The organism is Streptomyces sp. NPDC004065 (assembly GCF_044903565.1).
In the GTDB taxonomy this organism is placed as follows: domain Bacteria; phylum Actinomycetota; class Actinomycetes; order Streptomycetales; family Streptomycetaceae; genus Streptomyces.
In genome coordinates this window covers 62,242-80,075 of the sequence record NZ_JBJDQT010000011.1, presented here as the reverse complement: position 1 = coordinate 80,075, position 17,834 = coordinate 62,242, and the positions used below count along the sequence as shown (strand labels likewise).

Below are 17,834 nucleotides of genomic sequence, written 5' to 3'. Positions count from 1 at the left end.
CGGCCCGCGCCTCCACTCCGGGTCTACTCCACCTCGATCCCGTAGTCCTTGACGAGCTCCTCCAGACCGCCGGTGTAGCCCTTGCCGCCGAGGACGAACTGCCAGTCGCCGTTGGGCCTGCGGCGGAAGGAGCCGAGGACCAGGGCGGTCTCGCCGGGCCGGCCGTCGGAGACGTCGAGTCGCGCGAGTTCGGCCAGGCCGGGATCGAGGAGCCGGATGCACGCGTTTGTGAAACCGGAGAGGTCGGCGTCCGGGTCGGCCTCCGGGTCGACGGCGGCCACCAGCACGAACCGGTCGGCCTCACCCGGCAGCGCGTCGAAGGACACCTGGATCGCGGCCTTGTCGGGCGCGGCGGCGGGGACGGTGCGCACGGCGCCGTCCGGTGTCCGCCGGTTGTTGTAGAAGACGAAGTGGTCCTCGGTGACGACCCGGCTGCCGCGGCAGACGAGAGCGCACACGTCCAGGGCTACGCCTCCGGTCCACGACATGCCCAGGACGTTGTGGTCGTCGGGCATCCGGGGTTCCGGGACCGACGGCGCGGAGGGTGCTCCGGTGCGGCCGTCGCGGCGGCCGCCGTCGCCGAGGCGTCCGCGGAGGCCGTGACGGTGCAGCAGGTCGACGAGTTCGGCTCCCGGGATCAGCTCCAGCGGCTTGCCGTTGGCGAACGTGTGCGAGCCGGGGCCAAAACCCGAGGTCGTCACCAGCACGCCCTTGTTGGCGCCGGCGTCCTGCACCGTCCCGTACAGGTCGCGCACGGCTGTGGGCGGCACGGTGTTGCGGTAGCGCTTCACCTGCACGACGATCTTCCCGCCCCGGATCGGGGTCGGGTCCAGCGCGTCGACGTCCACCCCGCCGTCGTTCGAGCGCTGGGTGGTGACCGCCTGCATCCCCATGGCCCGGAAGAGTTCGGCGACGAGGTTCTCGAAGGCGATCGGGTCCATGGTGTACAGGTCGGGTTCCTCGTCGCTGCCGTGCGTGACGACACGGTTGCCGACGTCCGGGGGCCGGCGGCCCGGCCGCACCTGCGCGAGCTGGTCGGGACGGGCCGAGAGCTGCCCCTTCAGCGCGTCGGCCAGGCAGCTGAGGGGGGCGACCTGTGCCAGGTGCAGCTCGCGGAACGTCGAGCGCGGCACCATGACGGTCGCCAGACAGATGCGGCCCGGCCGCCCCGTCGTGGGATCGTGCCCCTCCACGAACCCGTTCAGGGCCACCGAGTCGAGCGCGCCGGGCTCGTCCGCGGCGAAGAGTTCGTGCAGGACGAGCAGCATGCACTGGGCGAGAACCTCCCGGTACAGGGCCCGGCGCTGGCTCACCGGCCGGGCGGTCTCCTTGTCCTGGTCCACGCTGGGCATGTACCGGACGGACTTGGTCCCGGGTACGACGTCGTAGGCGGGCAGTTCCCAGTCCAGCACCAGCTGTCCGGCCGCCGCGTCGTAGGCCGCCGCCACCTGCCGCGGAAAGCCCTCCGGCCAGGCGGTCGACGCGTAGAGGGCGGCGGAGAAGTACTCGACCACGGCGTCCGGGTCGCGGCGCCTGACCCCTTCGGTCAGCTCGGCGACTCCGGCGTTGTGCCGCCGCACGTCCGCGAGCTGGGCGTCGGCCCACCGCTGGTACTCCCGCTGGTACGACGCCAGCTGTTGCTGCCGCTGCGCCTCCGCCGCCTGAGCGGCGTACCAGTCCCGCTCGAAGCGTGCCCGCGCCTCGGCCTGGGCCTGTGCCCGACGGCCGGCCGTCCACCCGCCCTGCGCCTGGTAGTGGGCGAAGTCCGGCATCGGTACCGGCTGGGCCAGTGGCCCGGGTGCGAACGGCGCGACCTCTTCGGGCCGCATCAGGGAGGCGGCGCCGAAAGCCGGCGCCCGGCACCCCGAGGCGAGAAGGCCCTGCAGCGACGCGACCTGTGCGTCCAGTTCCTCGGTACGGCGCAGCGCCTCCGCCTGGCGGTACTCGCGGTGACTGCGGTCGGCGAGACGCTGACGGGCACGTGCCTGCTGCGCCTCCTGTCTCCGCCGCCGGTTCTCCGCCTCGGCCTGTCGCTGCTGCTGCCTCTGCAACTCGGCCCAGACGCCGGCCACGCTGCTGGAGCGACGACTCATGTGGTGCAGGCCCCTCCCCACGACGCTCTGGCTGTCCCCACAACCAGGTGTGACGGGACGACTCTAGCCAGCGACAGCCGTCCCCGCCCATCCGCGCGCAGCAAGCGACCCGCACCGGTCTCCGTACCCGGGGCCAGGCCGGGCTGACGACCCGGGGCCGATGATCGGTGGCCGACGACCCGGGGCCGACGATCGGTGGCCGACGACCCGGGGCCGACGATCGGTGGCCGACGATCCGTGGCCGTGCGCCCCGCGCGCCGGAGCGGCCCGCCGGCCGCCGCCCCTCACCCCTACAGCACCGGCAGATGCTTCCGCAGCTCGTACGCCGTGACCTCGGAGCGGTACTCCTCCCACTCCTGCTTCTTGTTGCGGAGGAAGAAGTCGAAGACGTGTTCGCCGAGGGTTTCGGCGACCAGGTCGCTGCCCTCCATGAGGGTGAGGGCCTCGCCGAGGTTCTGCGGGAGGGGCTCGATGCCCATGGCGCGGCGTTCGGCGTTGGACAGGGCCCAGACGTCGTCCTCGGCGCCCGGCGGGAGCTCGTAGCCCTCCTCGATGCCCTTGAGGCCGGCGGCCAGCAGGACGGCGTAGGCGAGGTAGGGGTTCGCGCCGGAGTCGATGGAGCGGACCTCCACGCGGGCGGAGCCGGTCTTGCCGGGCTTGTACATCGGGACGCGGACCAGGGCGCTGCGGTTGTTGTGGCCCCAGCAGATGTAGCTCGGGGCCTCGCCGCCCGCGCCGGCGGTGCGCTCGGAGCCGCCCCAGATGCGCTTGTAGGAGTTGACCCACTGGTTGGTGACCGCGGAGATCTCGGCGGCGTGGCGCAGCAGGCCGGCGATGAAGGAGCGGCCCACCTTGGAGAGCTGGTACTCCGCGCCGGACTCGTAGAAGGCGTTGCGGTCGCCCTCGAAGAGGGACAGGTGCGAGTGCATGCCCGAGCCGGGGAACTCCGAGAAGGGCTTGGGCATGAAGGTCGCCTGGAGGCCCTGCTCCAGCGCCACCTGCTTCATGACCAGCCGGAAGGTCATGATGTTGTCGGCGGTGGAGAGCGCGTCGGCGTAGCGCAGGTCGATCTCCTGCTGGCCCGGGGCGCCCTCGTGGTGGGAGAACTCCACCGAGATGCCCATCGACTCCAGCATGGTGATCGCCTGGCGGCGGAAGTCCATGCCGATGGCCTGCGGGGTGTGGTCGAAGTAGCCGGAGTTGTCGGCGGGGGTCGGGCGCGAGCCGTCGAGGGGGCGGTTCTTCAGCAGGAAGAACTCGATCTCCGGGTGGGTGTAGAAGGTGAAGCCCAGGTCGGAGGTGCGGGCGAGGGCGCGCTTGAGGACGTAGCGCGGATCGGCGAAGGAGGGGGAGCCGTCCGGCATGAGGATGTCGCAGAACATGCGGGCGGTGCCGGGGGCCTCGGCGCGCCAGGGCAGGATCTGGAAGGTGGACGGGTCCGGTTTGGCGATCATGTCGGACTCGTAGACCCGGGCGAAGCCCTCGATGGCGGAGCCGTCGAAGCCGATGCCCTCGTCGAAGGCCTGCTCCAGCTCGGCGGGGGCCACGGCCACGGACTTCAGGAAGCCCAGCACGTCCGTGAACCACAGGCGTACGAACCGGATGTCGCGCTCCTCCAACGTCCGGAGCACGAACTCCTGCTGCTTGTCCATCTTCCGCTTCCCCATCCTTGCTGGTCAGGCCGCCTGTGCCCCCGTATCACGGGGAGACGGTCGGGCACCTGAGCATCACACCACACCACCGTTTCACGCGCGTTGCGCGCCCCGATCGCCCGGCCGTACGGAGCCGGAACGCCGGGCGTACGGCGGGCGCGGTGCTGTGCCGCACTGCTCTGCCGCCCATCTTGCCTGCTCGCACCGTCATCCGTAATGGCCGGAGTCCTGCCGGAGTCTTCCCGGCGTGACCGAGACCACGCCCTCTTAATTTGCATCTGAGATACCAATTTTCCTACGGTTCTGATCAGCCGAGCGACCGAACCCTCGAGGAGTCCCGATGCTGTCCGAGCAGTCAGCAGCCACCGTCCGCGCCACCCTGCCCGCCGTCGGTGCGGCCATCGGCGAGATCACCGAGCGCTTCTACGCCCGCATGTTCGACGCCCGCCCCGAGCTGCTGCGCGACCTGTTCAACCGCGGCAACCAGGCCGCGGGGACCCAGAAGCAGGCCCTGGCCGGTTCCATCGCCGCCTTCGCCACCCACCTGGTGGACCACCCCGACCAGCGGCCGGACCTGATGCTCTCCCGCATCGCGCACAAGCACGCCTCGCTGGGCGTCACCCCCGAGCAGTACCCGATCGTCCACGAGCACCTGTTCGCCGCCATAGCCGAGATCCTCGGCGACGCGGTCACCCCCGAGGTCGCCGCCGCCTGGACCGACGTCTACTGGCTGATGGCCAACGCCCTCATCGCCATCGAGAAGCGGCTGTACGAGCAGAGCGAGCAGCGCGGCTGGCGCGAGTGGAAGGTCGTCGAGCGGATCGAGGAGACCGCCGACGTGGCCACCTTCCGGCTGCGCCCCGTCGACGACGGCCCGGTGCCCGGCTACCGCGCCGGCCAGTACGTCTCGGTCGGCGTCACGCTCCCCGACGGCGCCCGCCAGATCCGCCAGTACAGCCTGACCGCGGCCCCCGGCTCGCCGGTGCGGCAGTTCGCCGTGAAGCGGGTGAGCGGCGACGCCACGACGCCCGACGGCGAGGTCTCCAACCACCTGCACGCGCGGGTGCGGGTGGGCGACGTCCTGCAGCTGTCGGCCCCCTACGGCGACCTCGTCCTGGAGGACACCGGCGCACCGCTGCTGCTCGCCTCCGCCGGCATCGGCGTGACCCCCATGGTCGCCATGCTGGAGCAGCTGGCCCTCACCGGGCACCGGGCCCCGGTGACCGTGGTGCACGCCGACCGCTCCCCCGCCGCGCACGCGCTGCGCACGGACCACCAGGCCTACGCGGCCAAGCTGCCCGAGGGGCGGACGGTCTTCTTCTACGAGCAGCTCGGCGAGGGCGAGGAGGACGCCGGGCGGCCCGGCCTCGTCGACCTCGCGGACGTCGAGGTGCCGGCCGGCACGCACGCGTACCTGTGCGGTCCGCTGCCCTTCATGCGGGCCGTGCGCAGCCAGCTGATCGGCAAGGGCGTCGCCCCGGCCGACATCCACTACGAGGTGTTCGGCCCGGACCTCTGGCTGGCCAAGGACAACTGAGGCCGCCGCCGCCCCGCGCCGGCCATGGGGCGGGGCGGCGCACCTGATGCGGTGCGGTGTTGTTGTGGGACAGGGCGCCCCCGGGAGAAGACCGCTGCGGTCTTCTCCCGGGGGCGCCCTGTCGTCTGTGGTCCGGCGCCCTGTCGTCTGTGGTCCGGCGCCCTGTCGTCTGTGGTCTGTCGCCTGTCGTCCGTCGTCTGCGTCCGTCGTGTTCCTCGCCGCGCCGCCCGCCCGGGGCCCGCCCGGTCCACGGGAGCCTGCCGCTGCCCGGCACCGCCCGGACCGCGGCGGCCCTCGGCAGAGGCCCGGCACCGCCCGGTTCTACGGCGCCCTGCCGATCTCCAGCAGCAGCGGGCCCGTCGGCTCCGCGACGAGGTCGCCGATCGTCACCGGGTCCAGCGTCGCGAAGAACGCCTCCCGGGCCCGGCGCAGCGTGCCCCGCAGCCGGCAGCCCGAGCGCAGCGGGCACGGCGTGCCGCCCTGGCCGCTGCCCTCGCAGTCGACGACGTCGGCCTCGCCCCCGCCCTCGAAGGCGCGCACCACGGCGCCCACGGAGGCCGTGCGCCCGGGCTCGGTGAGGGTGAGCCCCCCGCCCCGGCCGCGCCGGGCGGTGACCAGGCCCATATGGGTGAGTTCGGCGACCACCTTCGCCGCGTGCGTGTACGGCACGTCCATGTCCTCGGCGACCTGCCGGGTCGTGGGGCTCGTCCCGCCGGCGACGGCGAGTCTCATCAGGACGCGCAGTGCCAGGTCGGTGGAGCGCAGGAGCCGCATGCGTGCAGGGTAAATAATGCGCATCGCGCATTCAAGTTATCGGCGCGCTTCCTCGCGCCCTCCCGTCCGTCCCGCCGGTCCCACTACGATCAGCGGGCCCGTCCGTCCCCCGCTCACCGAAGGACTCCGCCATGGGTTCCGCCCACCAGACCGGCACCGACCAGCGCAGGGCGCACATAGAGGAGATGCGCCGTTCGCAGCAGGCCCGCCGGCGGCGCACCCGGCTGCTGGCGATCGCGGCGGGCGTGGCGGTGGCGGCGGGCCTGGCCGTCGGCGGGGTGGTGCTGGTCCAGGCGCGGTCCGGTGACGACAAGCCGCCTTCGGCGAAGGGCATGGACGGCTCCGGCGGCGACGGCAGGAGCCGGACCCGCGGCGGGGCGGGCGGCGGCGCCAAGGGCGGCTCCGGGCACTTCGTCACCGGCGCGGACGGCGTGCGGACCTGGAAGGGCGAGCTGGGCCGGACCCACACCGCCAAGCCGGTGACGTATCCGATGGAGCCCCCGGTCGGCGGCGACCACAACCCGGTCTGGCAGAACTGCGACGGCAAGGTCTACACCGAGCCGGTCCGCAACGAGAACGCCGTGCACGCGCTGGAGCACGGCGCGGTCTGGGTGACGTACAACGACAGGGCGCCCAAGGCCGACGTGGCCGCGCTCGCGGCGAAGGTGCGCGCCACGCCGTACACGCTGATGAGTCCGGACCAGGACCAGAAGGACCCGATCATGCTCAGCGCCTGGGGGCACCAGCGCACGGTGAAGGGCGCCGGCGACCCGGACGTCGACAGGTTCCTCGCGCGGTTCGTGCAGGGCGCGCAGACGCCGGAGCCGGGGGCCACCTGCAGCGGCGGGCTGGGCCGGTGAGGCTCGCCGGGCTGATCGCGGGGGCCGCGGCCACCGCACTGCTGGCGACCGGGGCGATCACGTACGCGGTCGCGGAGGACGGCGCCGGCGCGCACGGCGGCCGCGACGGCTCCACCGGCCCGGCGGGCCGCACACCCGCCGCGGAGTCCGCCGACGCCGGGTTCGCGCGGGACATGGCGGTCCACCACCAGCAGGCCGTCGAGCTGTCGTACATCGTGCGCGACCGCACCACCGACGCCGAAGTGCGCCGTCTGGCCTACGACATCGCGCAGACGCAGGCCAACCAGCGCGGCATGCTGCTGGGCTGGCTCGATCTGTGGGGGCTGCCGAAGGTGTCGGCGCGCGGGCCGATGGCCTGGATGGGCATGGGCGGGACGCCGGCCGGCAAGGACGGGGCCCTGATGCCCGGCATGGCGACCGACGCGGAGATCAAGCGGCTCGGCGAACTCAACGGCAGGCAGGCGGAGGTGTTCTACCTCCGGTTGATGACGGCCCATCACAAGGGCGGCATCCACATGGCCGAGGCCTGCGCCGCCAGGTGCACGGTGGGCGTGGAGAAGCGGCTCGCGCAGGGCATGGTGGACGCCCAGCAGTCGGAGATCCGGCTGATGGCCGACATGCTCCGGGAGCGCGGCGCCGCGCCGCGTGCGTGATACGGACGGTCCGTGGGTGATCCGAGTGCCCCGTGCGGGAGCCGGGCGGCCCCGTGCGTGGTCCGGGCGCCCCGTTCATGACCCGGGCGCCCCGTTCATGACCCGGACGCACCCCCCGCGAGCGCGCGAAAGCGGCAATTCGCCTTCCGCCCACCGTCACTGACGGTTCCTTGGGTTTCTCTTGGCCTGCCCATTCCCCTGGCATGAACGGTTCATCGGGAAGAGTGGCCCCCGATCGCGTGATCCATTCCCGGGCCGAACCGCCGCGGCTCTACGCGGATCACACGAGGCCCAACCACTCATTGCGTTCCGAACGGAACCGCATCGCAGGGGGTTCTATGAGATCCAACCGCGCCATCGCGCGCGCCGGAGTGAGCATGGCGGCGACGCTTCCGATGCTCGCCGGTGCGCTGGCGCTCGGCATACCCGCGGCGCACGCCGCGGACACCCCGGGGCGCAACGCGCTCGCGGGCACCAAGCCCGTGTGGGCGACGGCCAAGGCGGACAAGGGGGCCACCTCCGACAGCGCCAAGGTCGACGCGCGGGTCTACCTGGCCGGCCGCGACGCCGCCGGCCTCGCCGCGTACGCCAGGGCGGTCTCCGACCCGTCCTCGGCCTCGTACGGCAAGTTCCTCGGCGCCCAGCAGGCGCAGCGGCGCTTCGGCGCGACCAAGGCCCAGGTGGCCGCCGTCAAGTCCTGGCTGAAGTCGGCCGGTCTGAAGGTCACCTCCGTCACCCCGCACTACATCGCGGTCAGCGGTGACGTCGCCGCCGCCGAGAAGGCGTTCGGCACCCAGCTGCACAACTTCACCAAGGGCGCCAGGACCTACCGCGCGCCGGCGAAGGCGGCCACCGTGCCGGCGGCCCTCAAGGGCGCCGTCCTGACCGTCACCGGCCTGGACAACGCCCCGCACAAGGCGAGCCACAAGGATCAACTGCCGCCGCCGGACGCGGTGTTCAGGAACTCCGGGCCGTTCTCCTCGTACCACGGCTCGAACATCGCGAGCACGCTGCCGTCCGCCTACGGCCACAAGGTGCCGTACGCCGTCCAGGGCTACACCGGCAAGCAGCTGCGTGCCGCCTACGGCGCGGGCGGCTACACCGGCAAGGGCGTGCGCATCGCCATCACGGACGCGTACGCCTCGCCGACCATCGCCTTCGACGCGCAGACCTACGCCAAGAAGCACGGCGACCAGGCCTGGAAGACCGGTCAGCTGCGGCAGGTGCTGCCGAAGAACTACACGCGGACCGAGGAGTGCGGGGCCGCCGGCTGGTACGGCGAGGAGACCCTCGACGTCGAGGCCGTGCACGCGGTCGCGCCGGACGCGAGCGTCACGTACGTGGGCGGCGCCTCCTGCTACGACGACGACCTGCTCGACTCGCTGAGCAAGATCGTCGACAACCACCTCGCCGACATCGTCTCCAACTCCTGGGGCGACATCGAGGCCAACCAGACGCCGGACCTCGCGGCCGCCTACGACCAGGTGTTCCAGTTCGGCGCGGTCGAGGGCATCGGCTTCTACTTCTCCTCCGGCGACAACGGCGACGAGGTCGCCAACACCGGCACGAAGCAGGTCGACACCCCGGCCAACTCGGCGTGGGTGACCGCCGTCGGCGGCACCTCGCTGGCGGTCGGCAAGGGCGACACGTACCTGTGGGAGACCGGCTGGGGCACCGAGAAGGCCACGCTGTCCGCGGACGGCAAGAGCTGGACCGGCTTCCCGGGCGCGTTCACCTCGGGCGCGGGCGGCGGCACCAGCAGGACCGTGCCGCAGCCGTTCTACCAGCGGAACGTGGTGCCCAAGGCGCTGGCCACGGCCAACAACGCCGCCGGCAACCGCGTGGTGCCCGACATCGCGGCGATCGCCGACCCCAACACCGGTTTCAAGGTCGGCCAGACGCAGACCTTCCCGGACGGCACCCAGCGCTACAGCGAGTACCGCATCGGCGGCACCTCGCTGGCCGCGCCGGTCATCGCGGCCGTCCAGGCCCTCGCCCAGCAGGCCGCGGGCGGCAAGGCGATCGGCTTCGCCAACCCGGCCATCTACGGCAAGTACGGCACGAAGATCTACCACGACGTGGTGGACAGGCCGACCGGCAAGGACCTCGCGGTGGCCCGCGTGGACTTCGTCAACGGCTTCGACGCCGCCGACGGCCTGAGTGTCTCCGTCCGCAGCCTCGGCAAGGACAGCTCGCTGAAGGCGGTCAAGGGCTACGACGACGTCACCGGCGTGGGCTCGCCCGCGAACGGCTACGTCCAGTCGTACCGCCGCCACTGAGGCACCGCCGGCAACGGCACCAGGAGGGGCGTGGGGTGGTTCACCCCACGCCCCTTCGCCGTGCGTGCGCGGGGCGCGGGGTGCACAAAGCGCGGGGCGGGCGGGGCGCGGGGTGGACGGCGGCACGGGCGGGCCGCCGGTCCGCTCGCCGTGCGGGGGGCGGGCCCCCGGCCGCGCGCACACGGCGGCCGTGCCGCCGCGCACGTGGGGCGGAGCACACCCCGCGCCCCCGCATCGCGTCGCTCTGACGATTAAACTGGGCGCGTGCCTCAGTCGAACTTCTGGTCCATGTATCAGCACGGCTTCGTCCGCGTCGCCGCCTGCACGGGTCACACCGTCATCGCGGACCCGGCGGCCAACGCCGAAGCGGTCCTGCGCCAGGCGCGCGGGTGCGCCGGGGAGGGGGTGGCCGTCGCGGTCTTCCCGGAGCTGGGGCTGTGCGGCTACTCGATCGAGGACCTGCTGCTGCAGGACGCGCTGCTCGACGAGGTGGAGGCGGCGCTGGACCAGGTGGTCGCCGGATCGGCGGACCTGCTGCCCGTCCTGGTCGTCGGCGCCCCGCTGCGGCACCGCAACCGCGTCTACAACTGCGCGGTGGTCGTGCACCGCGGCCGGATCCTCGGTGTCGTGCCCAAGTCGTACCCGCCGAACTACCGCGAGTTCTACGAGCGCCGGCAGATCGGCGACGGCGCCGACGAGCGCGGCGGGACGATCCGCGTCGGCGGCGCGTCCGTGCCGTTCGGCGTGGACCTGCTGTTCGCGGCGGACGACGTCCCCGGACTGGTGCTGCACACGGAGATCTGCGAGGACATGTGGGTGCCGGTGCCGCCCAGCGCGGAGGCGGCGCTCGCCGGTGCGACGCTCCTCGCCAACCTCTCGGGCAGCCCGATCACGGTCGGGCGGGCCGAGGACCGCAAGCTGCTGTGCCGTTCGGCGTCCTCCCGCTGTCTGGCCGCCTACGTCTACGCGGCGGCCGGCCTCGGCGAGTCGACCACGGACCTGTCCTGGGACGGCCAGGCCATGGTGTACGAGAACGGCGTGCTGCTGGCGGAGACCGAGCGGTTCCCGCTCGGCGAGACACGGGCCGTGGCCGACGTGGACCTCGACCTGCTGCGGCAGGAGCGGCTGCGCATGGGCACGTTCGACGAGAACCGCCGCACCCACCGCGAGCGGACCGGCGACTTCCGCACGGTCTCCTTCGAGCTGGACCCGCCGCACACCGACCTGGGGCTGCGCCGCCGCCTGGAGCGCTTCCCGTTCGTGCCCGCCGACGCCGACCGGCTCGCCCAGGACTGCTACGAGGCGTACAACATCCAGGTCGCGGGCCTTCAGCAGCGGCTCGCGGCGATCGGCGGCCCCAAGGTGGTCATCGGGGTGTCCGGCGGCCTGGACTCCACGCACGCGCTGATCGTCGCCGCCCGCGCGATGGACCGGGCGGGCCGGCCGCGCAGCGACATCCTGGCCTTCACCCTGCCCGGCTTCGCCACCAGCGACCACACCAAGGACAACGCCCACAAGCTGATGAACTCGCTCGGCGTCACCGCGGCCGAGCTGGACATCACGCCCACCGCGCGGCTGATGCTGCGGGAGCTGGGCCACCCGTTCGCGTCCGGCGAGCCGGTGTACGACGTGACCTTCGAGAACGTGCAGGCGGGGCTGCGCACGGACTACCTGTTCCGGCTGGCCAACCAGCGCGGCGGCATCGTGCTGGGCACCGGCGACCTCTCCGAGCTGGCGCTGGGCTGGTCCACGTACGGCGTGGGCGACCAGATGAGCCACTACAACGTCAACAGCGGGGTGCCCAAGACCCTGATCCAGCACCTGATCCGCTGGGTCATCACCAGCGGGCAGTTCGACGAGGAGACCGGCGCGACGCTCGCCGCGATCCTGGACACCGAGATCAGCCCGGAGCTGGTGCCGGGCGAGGAGATGCAGTCCACGGAGTCGAAGATCGGTCCGTACGCGCTGCACGACTTCACGCTGTTCCACGTGCTGCGGTACGGCTTCCGCCCCTCCAAGATCGCCTTCCTGGCCTGGCACGCCTGGCACGACGCGGACGCCGGCGCCTGGCCGCCCAACTTCCCCGAGGCCAAGCGGGTGGCGTACGACCTGCCGGAGATCCGGCACTGGCTGGAGGTCTTCTGCCAGCGCTTCTTCGCGTTCGCGCAGTTCAAGCGCTCGGCCATGCCGAACGGCCCGAAGGTCTCGGCGGGGGGTTCGCTGTCCCCCCGCGGCGACTGGCGGGCGCCCTCCGACGGCAACGCCCGCGCCTGGCTGCGGGACCTGGCCCGCTTCGACACCCCGGAGTCCTGACGGGAGCGTGCCCGGCTCGCCCCCCGGGGGCGGGGCCTCGGTTCAGCCCTTGAGTGAGACGGCGACGGGCCCGGGCGGCGGGAGGACGGGGGCGGCGCCCGGGGTCGCAACTCGCCGATCGTCAGCGCCGGCCGCGGAGTCGGGCCACTGGTCGGCCTACGGCACAAGGGTCGGCGCGGGGACATGGGCCGGCTTGACGACGCTGAAGTGCCGCCGGTCGAGGGTGGCCACCCGGTCCACGCCGAAGCGCTCGGCCACCGCGATGACCGAGGCGTCGACCCCGCCGAGCGGGAAGTCGGCGTACCGGAGGACCGTGGCGCTCACGCCGAGTCGCCGAAACGCTCGCGCATCCGCTCGCGCATGTAGTCGTCGTGCCGTTCAGCCAGATCCTCCGGGCCGTTCACACTGCCGATCAGGGCCAGCAGCCCGGCGGGGACCGCATCTTCGTCCTCGTTCGCGTCGACCGCCGGCAGCGACTGGGCGACCTGGGACAGTTCCCTCGTCCTGGTTGACGAGCAGGCGCAGCCGTCGCACCTGGGTCGGGGTGAGCCGGTCCACCAGGTGGTGCATGTCCTCGTAGTCGTGGGCAGCGGTCACGCCGGCAGTGCAGGACGGCCGCGCGGCCTGGCGGCCGGATCGGCGGACGTTCACCCCCGCCGGCGTGCGGACAGCCCTTCGGTCAGGGGTGCGGGGCGCCGGACTGCTCGGGTACGTGGGTGGCGACGACCCGGCCCGCACGGGCGGCCTCTCCGCGGCGGTCCACCGCCGCGGCCGGGGCCGCCACCGCGAGTCCCGCCACCGCCGGCGCCGCGCCCCCGACCGCCGTCGTCAGCCGGGGAGTCCGGACCCGGTGCGCCGGCGGCCGGGCGGCAGGGACGCGATCAGGGACCTCCATGACCTGTTCCGCTTGAAGGGCGTCTCGAAGACCCGGGAAAAGAGCCAGGCCCCGAGCACCGAGACCGGGACGGCCACGGCGAGCGCGCACCAGAACACGGGCAGGCCCGGCGGGACGAAGAGGGGTGCCACGCGGCGCACCACCGTCATGACGACGGGGAGATGGATCAGGTAGAGGCTGTACGAGAAGCCGCCGAGACCGCGAAGGGGGCGCGCGGTCAGGAGCCGTACGAGGAGGGCGGGCCGGCCGGTGGCGACCGCGGCGAGCAGCATGGCCATGGCAGGAGCGACGGCGAGGTCGATCCAGAAGTAGTGCTTCACCGTCCAGACGGATCCTTGTACGGCGCCGAGCGCCAGGACCGGCAGGGCGGCCAGGGCGGCGAACCACCCCCACGGCAGGCGCCGGACTCGCTCGGAGGCGGTGACGATCCCGGCGCCCGCCAGGCCCGCGACGAACACGGGAGCCAGGTGCGGAGCGAGCCAGTTGTCGCCTTCCACGGGAGAAGCGTTCGCCGCCGCCAGGCCGCGCCCGATCACCGGAATCGTCACGCACGCGACGAGGAGCGCCGCGCCCAGGCGTCGGCGGACGAAGAGGAGAAGGGGGAAGAGGAGATACAGTTCCGCTTCCACTCCGATCGACCAGAACGCGCCGTTCGGTGTGGGGGCGGTGAACATGTCCTGGGCGACCAGGCCGTACACCAGGACCGACGTGCCGGTGGGCGGCCCCGAGTGCGAAGCCGGCACGACCAGCCGGGAAATGACCAGGCTCATGGCGAGCGCTGCCCAGTACGGAGGCAGGATGCGCCAGGCGCGACGGCGCAGAAACCGGCCGGCGCCACCCGACCGCCAGCCGTGACGGGCCGGAGAGACCGCCAGGGAGAAGCCGGACAGCACCAGGAAGAAGACGACGGCCAGGCGCCCGAACATGAGGCCCTCCAGCCACCGGGGTGCCGAGCTGTCGGGGTATCCCGGGAAGGTGTACAGCCAGCAGTGGAACAGGACCACGTACAGGGCCGCCAGGCCGCGCAGACCGTCCAGGCCCTCCAGCTGCCGCCGGTCCGGTGCACCGCCCGCCGTCGCTTCCTGACCCACCGGAGCGGCCAGGTCATGAGAACCGCTGACCGGACGACTCGCATCCACTGACATCGTTCGACCCTTTCCCCCAGGCACCGCGTTCGCCGCACGCCGCGGCCTCGGCACGCGCACGGCGCCGCACACCGTGCGACCCCCGCACAGTGCGCGTGCCCGCGCCCCGGTTCCCCGACGGCGGGACGGACGACACGATGCCGCCCACCGCGACTGGTACGGGACATCAGACCCAAAGACTCAAAAGACGCGCCGACGTGGTTGTCATCCGGCCAAGGATGGCCGGAACCGCACCCATGCAGGCATTTGGGCACATCCCCTCGGGAACCGGCCAGGCGGCGAGGGACGCGTCCGCGAACACAGCCGGGACCCCTGGTCCAGCGGGACACCCCGGCCGGCGGCAACCGCCGTCCGCTCCGGGACCGCCCTTCGGAACCGCCCTCCGGAACCGCCCTCCGGAACCGCCCCGTGCGGGCGGCCGTCCTCAGCCGTGCAGGGCCGAGGAGTGCTCCGGCACGTGCGCGGCGACGACGCGTTCGCGGCCCGGGGCCGGAGCCGGGGCCGGGGCCGGGGCGGAACGGCGGCGGTCCACCGCCGCGGCCAGGGCCGCCACCGCGAGTCCCACCACCGCCAGCGCCGCGCCCGCGACCGCCGGGGACGTCGCCCCGTACCCCGCGGCGAGCGCCAGTCCGCCGATCCAGGCGCCACCCGCGTTGGCCAGGTTGAAGGCGGCCTGGTTGGCCGACGAGGCCAGGGAGGGGGCCGCCGACGCCTTTTCCATGACCATCAGCTGGAGCGGGGAGCCCGTGACGAACGCTGCCGTGCCCAGCAGGGCGACCGCGAGGGCCGCGCTCCACTCGGCGCGCATCAGCAGGGGGAAGGCCGCCAGCACCAGGGCCAGCGCCCCGAGGCCGCCGAACAGCGTGCCCCGCATCGAGTGGTCGGCGAGCCGGCCCCCCAGCAGGTTGCCCGCGGTGGCGCCCACGCCGAACAGGGCGAGCAGCAGGGTCACGCTGCCGGGGGCGTAGCCGGCGGCGCCGGTGAGCATCGGGGTGACGTAGCTGTACGCGGCGAACAGCGCGCCGAAGCCGGCGACCGTCGTCAGCAGGGCCAGCCACACGGGCAGCGGGCGCAGGGCGGCGAGTTCGCCGCGCAGGCCGCCCGCCGGGGCGTGGGCGCGGTCGTGCGGGATCAGCAGGGCGAGGGAGGCGATGGCCACCAGGCCGATCGCGCTCACGCCGAGGAAGGTGGCCCGCCAGCCGAGGTGCTGGCCCATGAGGGTGGCGGCGGGCACGCCGGCGATGTTGGCCACGGTGAGGCCGAGGAACATCAGGGACACCGAGCGGGCCTTGCGCTCGGGCGTCACCAGGGTGGTCGCGACGACGGCGCCCACCCCGAAGAACGCGCCGTGCGGCAGCCCGCTGAGGAACCGGGCGGCCAGCAGCCACTCGTGGCCGGGGGCGAGGGCGGACAGGGCGTTGCCGGCGACGAACAGGCCCATCAGGCCGATCAGGACGTGCCGCCGGGACAGCCGTGCGGTGAGCGCGGCCAGCAGCGGTGCGCCGATCACGACGCCGAGGGCGTAGGCGGAGACCAGGTGCCCGGCGGTCGGTATGGAGACGTCCAGGTCGTCCGCGACGTCGGGGAGCAGCCCCATCATCACGAACTCGGTCGTGCCGATGCCGAAGGCGCCGACGGCTAGGGCGAGCAGGGCCAGAGGCATGGCGGGTCTGAGCCTTTCGAGGGGAGGGGGCGTGTACCGGCAGTTTATGTTCAACTGCGGAACAAAGTCTCCCCGGCCCGGTATTCCAGCGGGTTACGAGGACGTGTCGATCTTCACACGGGCCGCCACCGGGAGGTGGTCGCTGCCGGTGCGCGGCAGGGTCCAGGAGCTGACCGGCTCGACGCCCTTGACCATGATCTGGTCGATCCGCGCCATCGGGAACGACGCCGGCCAGCTGAACCCGAAGCCGGTGCCGGCCGCGCCCTGGGTGGAGCGCATCTGGGAGGTGACGGCGTTGAGCGAGCGGTCGTTCATGGTGCCGTTCAGATCGCCGAGCAGGACGACCCTCGGCAGCCGTTCCCCGGCGATGGCCTCGCCGAGCGCGTCGGCGCTCTGGTCGCGCTGGGCCGCGGTGAACCCGGCGTTCATCTTCACCCGTACCGAGGGCATGTGGGCGACGTACACCGCGACGGGGCCCTCGGGGGTCGCCACGGTGGCGCGCAGGGCGCGCGTCCAGCCCAGCCGGATGCCGACCGAACGCACGTCGGTCAGCGGGTACTTGCTCCACAGCCCGACCGTGCCCTGCACCGAGTGGTACTTGTACGCCGGCGCCAGCGCGCTCTCGTAGACCGGCACCGCGGACGCCTTCAGCTCCTCCAGGGCCAGCACGTCGGCGCCGGCGGCCGCCACGTCCCGGGCGGTGCCGGACGGGTCGGGGTTGTCGGCGTTGACGTTGTGCGTGGCCACCGTCAGGTCCCCGCCGCCGCCCGTCTTGTCGGTGACCAGCCCGCCGAAGAGGTTCAGCCACACGACGGCCGGCAGCACCACCGCGATCAGCGCGGTCGCCGACCTGCGCACCAGGGCGGCGGCCAGCAGGAGCGGGATCAGCAGGCCGAACCACGGCAGGAAGGTCTCCGTGAGGCTGCCTAGGTTGCCGACGCGGTTGGGGATGTGCGAGTGCAGCAGCATCACCAGGGCGAGGACGACCGCGAGCGCGGCCAGGACGGTGCCCCGGCGCCAGATCCGCGGGTCGCCGCGCCAGCCGCCGAAGAAGCGGTTCAGCAGGCGCCGCGGCCGGGCTCCCGGGCGCTCGGGCCCCGGGTCGCCGCCGTCCGTCTCCGTCCTGTACGCCTGCTGCGCCATACCGTCGCCTCACCGCCTGCCGTGCACACCGTTCGCCCCCCGTGTCCTACGACCCTAGGGGATGACCGGCTCCGTTCCGCCGTCCCGTGACGGCCGTACGGGCACGAGGACGAGCGAGTCGGGGCGGTGAGTTCCGGTTACCGCGCCTGGATCATGGTCTGTGACGAAACGCGCACATTAGGCACGGGAACTGACGGGCCGTAGCCCGTCGAGCACCGCGTCCACGATCTGCTCCGCCAGCCCCTCGGGCAGGTCGGCCTCGGGGCGCATGACGCTGCGCACCAGCATGGGCCCGACGATGAGGTCGTTGAGCACCTCGATGTCGATGTCGTCGCGCAGTTCGCCGTTGCGCTGCCCCCGGCGCAGGATCTCGATCTGGAGCCTGCGCCGGGGTTCGATCACGGTGGCGTGGTAGGCGCACCAGATCTTCGGGCTGCTCTTCATCTGGGCGTAGACGTTGTGCAGGATGGCCGAGGAGCGGCTGACCAGGCCCCGCCGGCGCAGCTGCTCCAGGATCGCCACGAGGTCGTCGCGCATGGAGGTGCCGGGCAGTTCGGGGTCGGCGGGCTCGGCGGCGCGCACGACGTCGACGAAGAGCTCCTCCTTGCCGCTCCAGCGGCGGTAGATGGTGGCCTTGCCGACGCCCGCGGTGCGCGCGATGCGCTCCACGGAGAGCTCGGCGAGCGGTACGCCGTCCTCCAGGAGTTTCATCACGCCCTCGACGATGGCGCGCTCCACCGCCTCGCTGCGCGGGCGTCCCCGGGCGGGGGTCCCGGGGGCCGCGGGGATCTCGGGAGCGGCTTGGCTGTCGGCAAGGCTCACTGGGG

At 72.9% G+C, this 17,834-nt stretch carries 13 protein-coding genes; 5 read left to right on the top strand and 8 right to left on the bottom strand.

Annotated elements, in window-relative coordinates; translation table 11 throughout:
* Positions 1 to 23: 23 nt before the first annotated feature.
* The gene (locus ACI2LW_RS14665) at positions 24 to 2,093 is read right to left on the bottom strand and encodes a restriction endonuclease (RefSeq protein WP_404731541.1); all 2,070 of its coding nucleotides are present in this window, start codon (positions 2,091 to 2,093) and stop codon (positions 24 to 26) included.
* 290 nt (positions 2,094 to 2,383) lie between these two features.
* On the bottom strand, positions 2,384 to 3,745 hold the full coding sequence (locus ACI2LW_RS14660; protein WP_404731540.1) for a glutamine synthetase family protein: 1,362 nt from the start codon (positions 3,743 to 3,745) through the stop codon (positions 2,384 to 2,386).
* A 340-nt stretch (positions 3,746 to 4,085) separates the two neighbouring features.
* Here ACI2LW_RS14660 and ACI2LW_RS14655 point away from each other — a divergent pair, with 340 nt between their 5' ends.
* Positions 4,086 to 5,282 carry a globin domain-containing protein gene (locus ACI2LW_RS14655; RefSeq protein ID WP_404731539.1) on the top strand — a complete coding sequence of 399 codons (1,197 nt, stop codon included), beginning with the start codon at positions 4,086 to 4,088 and terminating at the stop codon, positions 5,280 to 5,282.
* A 321-nt stretch (positions 5,283 to 5,603) separates the two neighbouring features.
* Here the strand turns inward: ACI2LW_RS14655 and ACI2LW_RS14650 are convergent, their stop codons facing one another.
* On the bottom strand, positions 5,604 to 6,056 hold the full coding sequence (locus ACI2LW_RS14650; protein WP_404731538.1) for an RrF2 family transcriptional regulator: 453 nt from the start codon (positions 6,054 to 6,056) through the stop codon (positions 5,604 to 5,606).
* Positions 6,057 to 6,187: 131 nt separating this feature from the next.
* On the opposite strand from ACI2LW_RS14650, the gene ACI2LW_RS14645 reads away from it, so the two are divergent.
* The 4 genes from ACI2LW_RS14645 (at position 6,188) to ACI2LW_RS14630 (ending at position 12,161) form a co-directional block, all read left to right on the top strand.
* A complete protein-coding gene (locus ACI2LW_RS14645; RefSeq protein ID WP_404731537.1) occupies positions 6,188 to 6,916 on the top strand; it encodes a DUF3105 domain-containing protein in 729 nt (242 codons plus the stop codon).
* Complete coding sequence (locus ACI2LW_RS14640; RefSeq protein ID WP_404731536.1) at positions 6,913 to 7,569, top strand: DUF305 domain-containing protein; 657 nt, start codon at positions 6,913 to 6,915, stop codon at positions 7,567 to 7,569. Before ACI2LW_RS14645 ends, ACI2LW_RS14640 begins: the two co-directional genes overlap by 4 nt.
* A gap of 338 nt (positions 7,570 to 7,907) precedes the next feature.
* A complete protein-coding gene (locus ACI2LW_RS14635) occupies positions 7,908 to 9,848 on the top strand; it encodes a protease pro-enzyme activation domain-containing protein (protein WP_404731535.1) in 1,941 nt (646 codons plus the stop codon).
* A 288-nt stretch (positions 9,849 to 10,136) separates the two neighbouring features.
* Positions 10,137 to 12,161, top strand: a complete 2,025-nt coding sequence (locus tag ACI2LW_RS14630; protein WP_404731631.1) for an NAD(+) synthase — start codon at positions 10,137 to 10,139, stop codon at positions 12,159 to 12,161.
* A 156-nt stretch (positions 12,162 to 12,317) separates the two neighbouring features.
* Here the strand turns inward: ACI2LW_RS14630 and ACI2LW_RS14625 are convergent, their stop codons facing one another.
* The 5 genes from ACI2LW_RS14625 to ACI2LW_RS14605 form a co-directional block, all read right to left on the bottom strand.
* The gene (locus ACI2LW_RS14625) at positions 12,318 to 12,485 is read right to left on the bottom strand and encodes a hypothetical protein (RefSeq protein ID WP_404731534.1); all 168 of its coding nucleotides are present in this window, start codon (positions 12,483 to 12,485) and stop codon (positions 12,318 to 12,320) included.
* Positions 12,486 to 12,989: 504 nt separating this feature from the next.
* A complete protein-coding gene (locus tag ACI2LW_RS14620; protein WP_404731533.1) occupies positions 12,990 to 14,147 on the bottom strand; it encodes an acyltransferase family protein in 1,158 nt (385 codons plus the stop codon).
* Between the two features lie 478 nt (positions 14,148 to 14,625).
* Positions 14,626 to 15,864, bottom strand: a complete 1,239-nt coding sequence (locus ACI2LW_RS14615) for an MFS transporter (RefSeq protein WP_404731532.1) — start codon at positions 15,862 to 15,864, stop codon at positions 14,626 to 14,628.
* A gap of 93 nt (positions 15,865 to 15,957) precedes the next feature.
* Positions 15,958 to 17,007 (bottom strand): endonuclease/exonuclease/phosphatase family protein, encoded by a 1,050-nt coding sequence (locus tag ACI2LW_RS14610; protein ID WP_404731531.1) that lies wholly within the window; start codon positions 17,005 to 17,007, stop codon positions 15,958 to 15,960.
* A gap of 177 nt (positions 17,008 to 17,184) precedes the next feature.
* The gene (locus tag ACI2LW_RS14605; protein ID WP_404731530.1) at positions 17,185 to 17,829 is read right to left on the bottom strand and encodes a TetR/AcrR family transcriptional regulator; all 645 of its coding nucleotides are present in this window, start codon (positions 17,827 to 17,829) and stop codon (positions 17,185 to 17,187) included.
* Between the last annotated feature and the right edge of the window lie 5 nt (positions 17,830 to 17,834).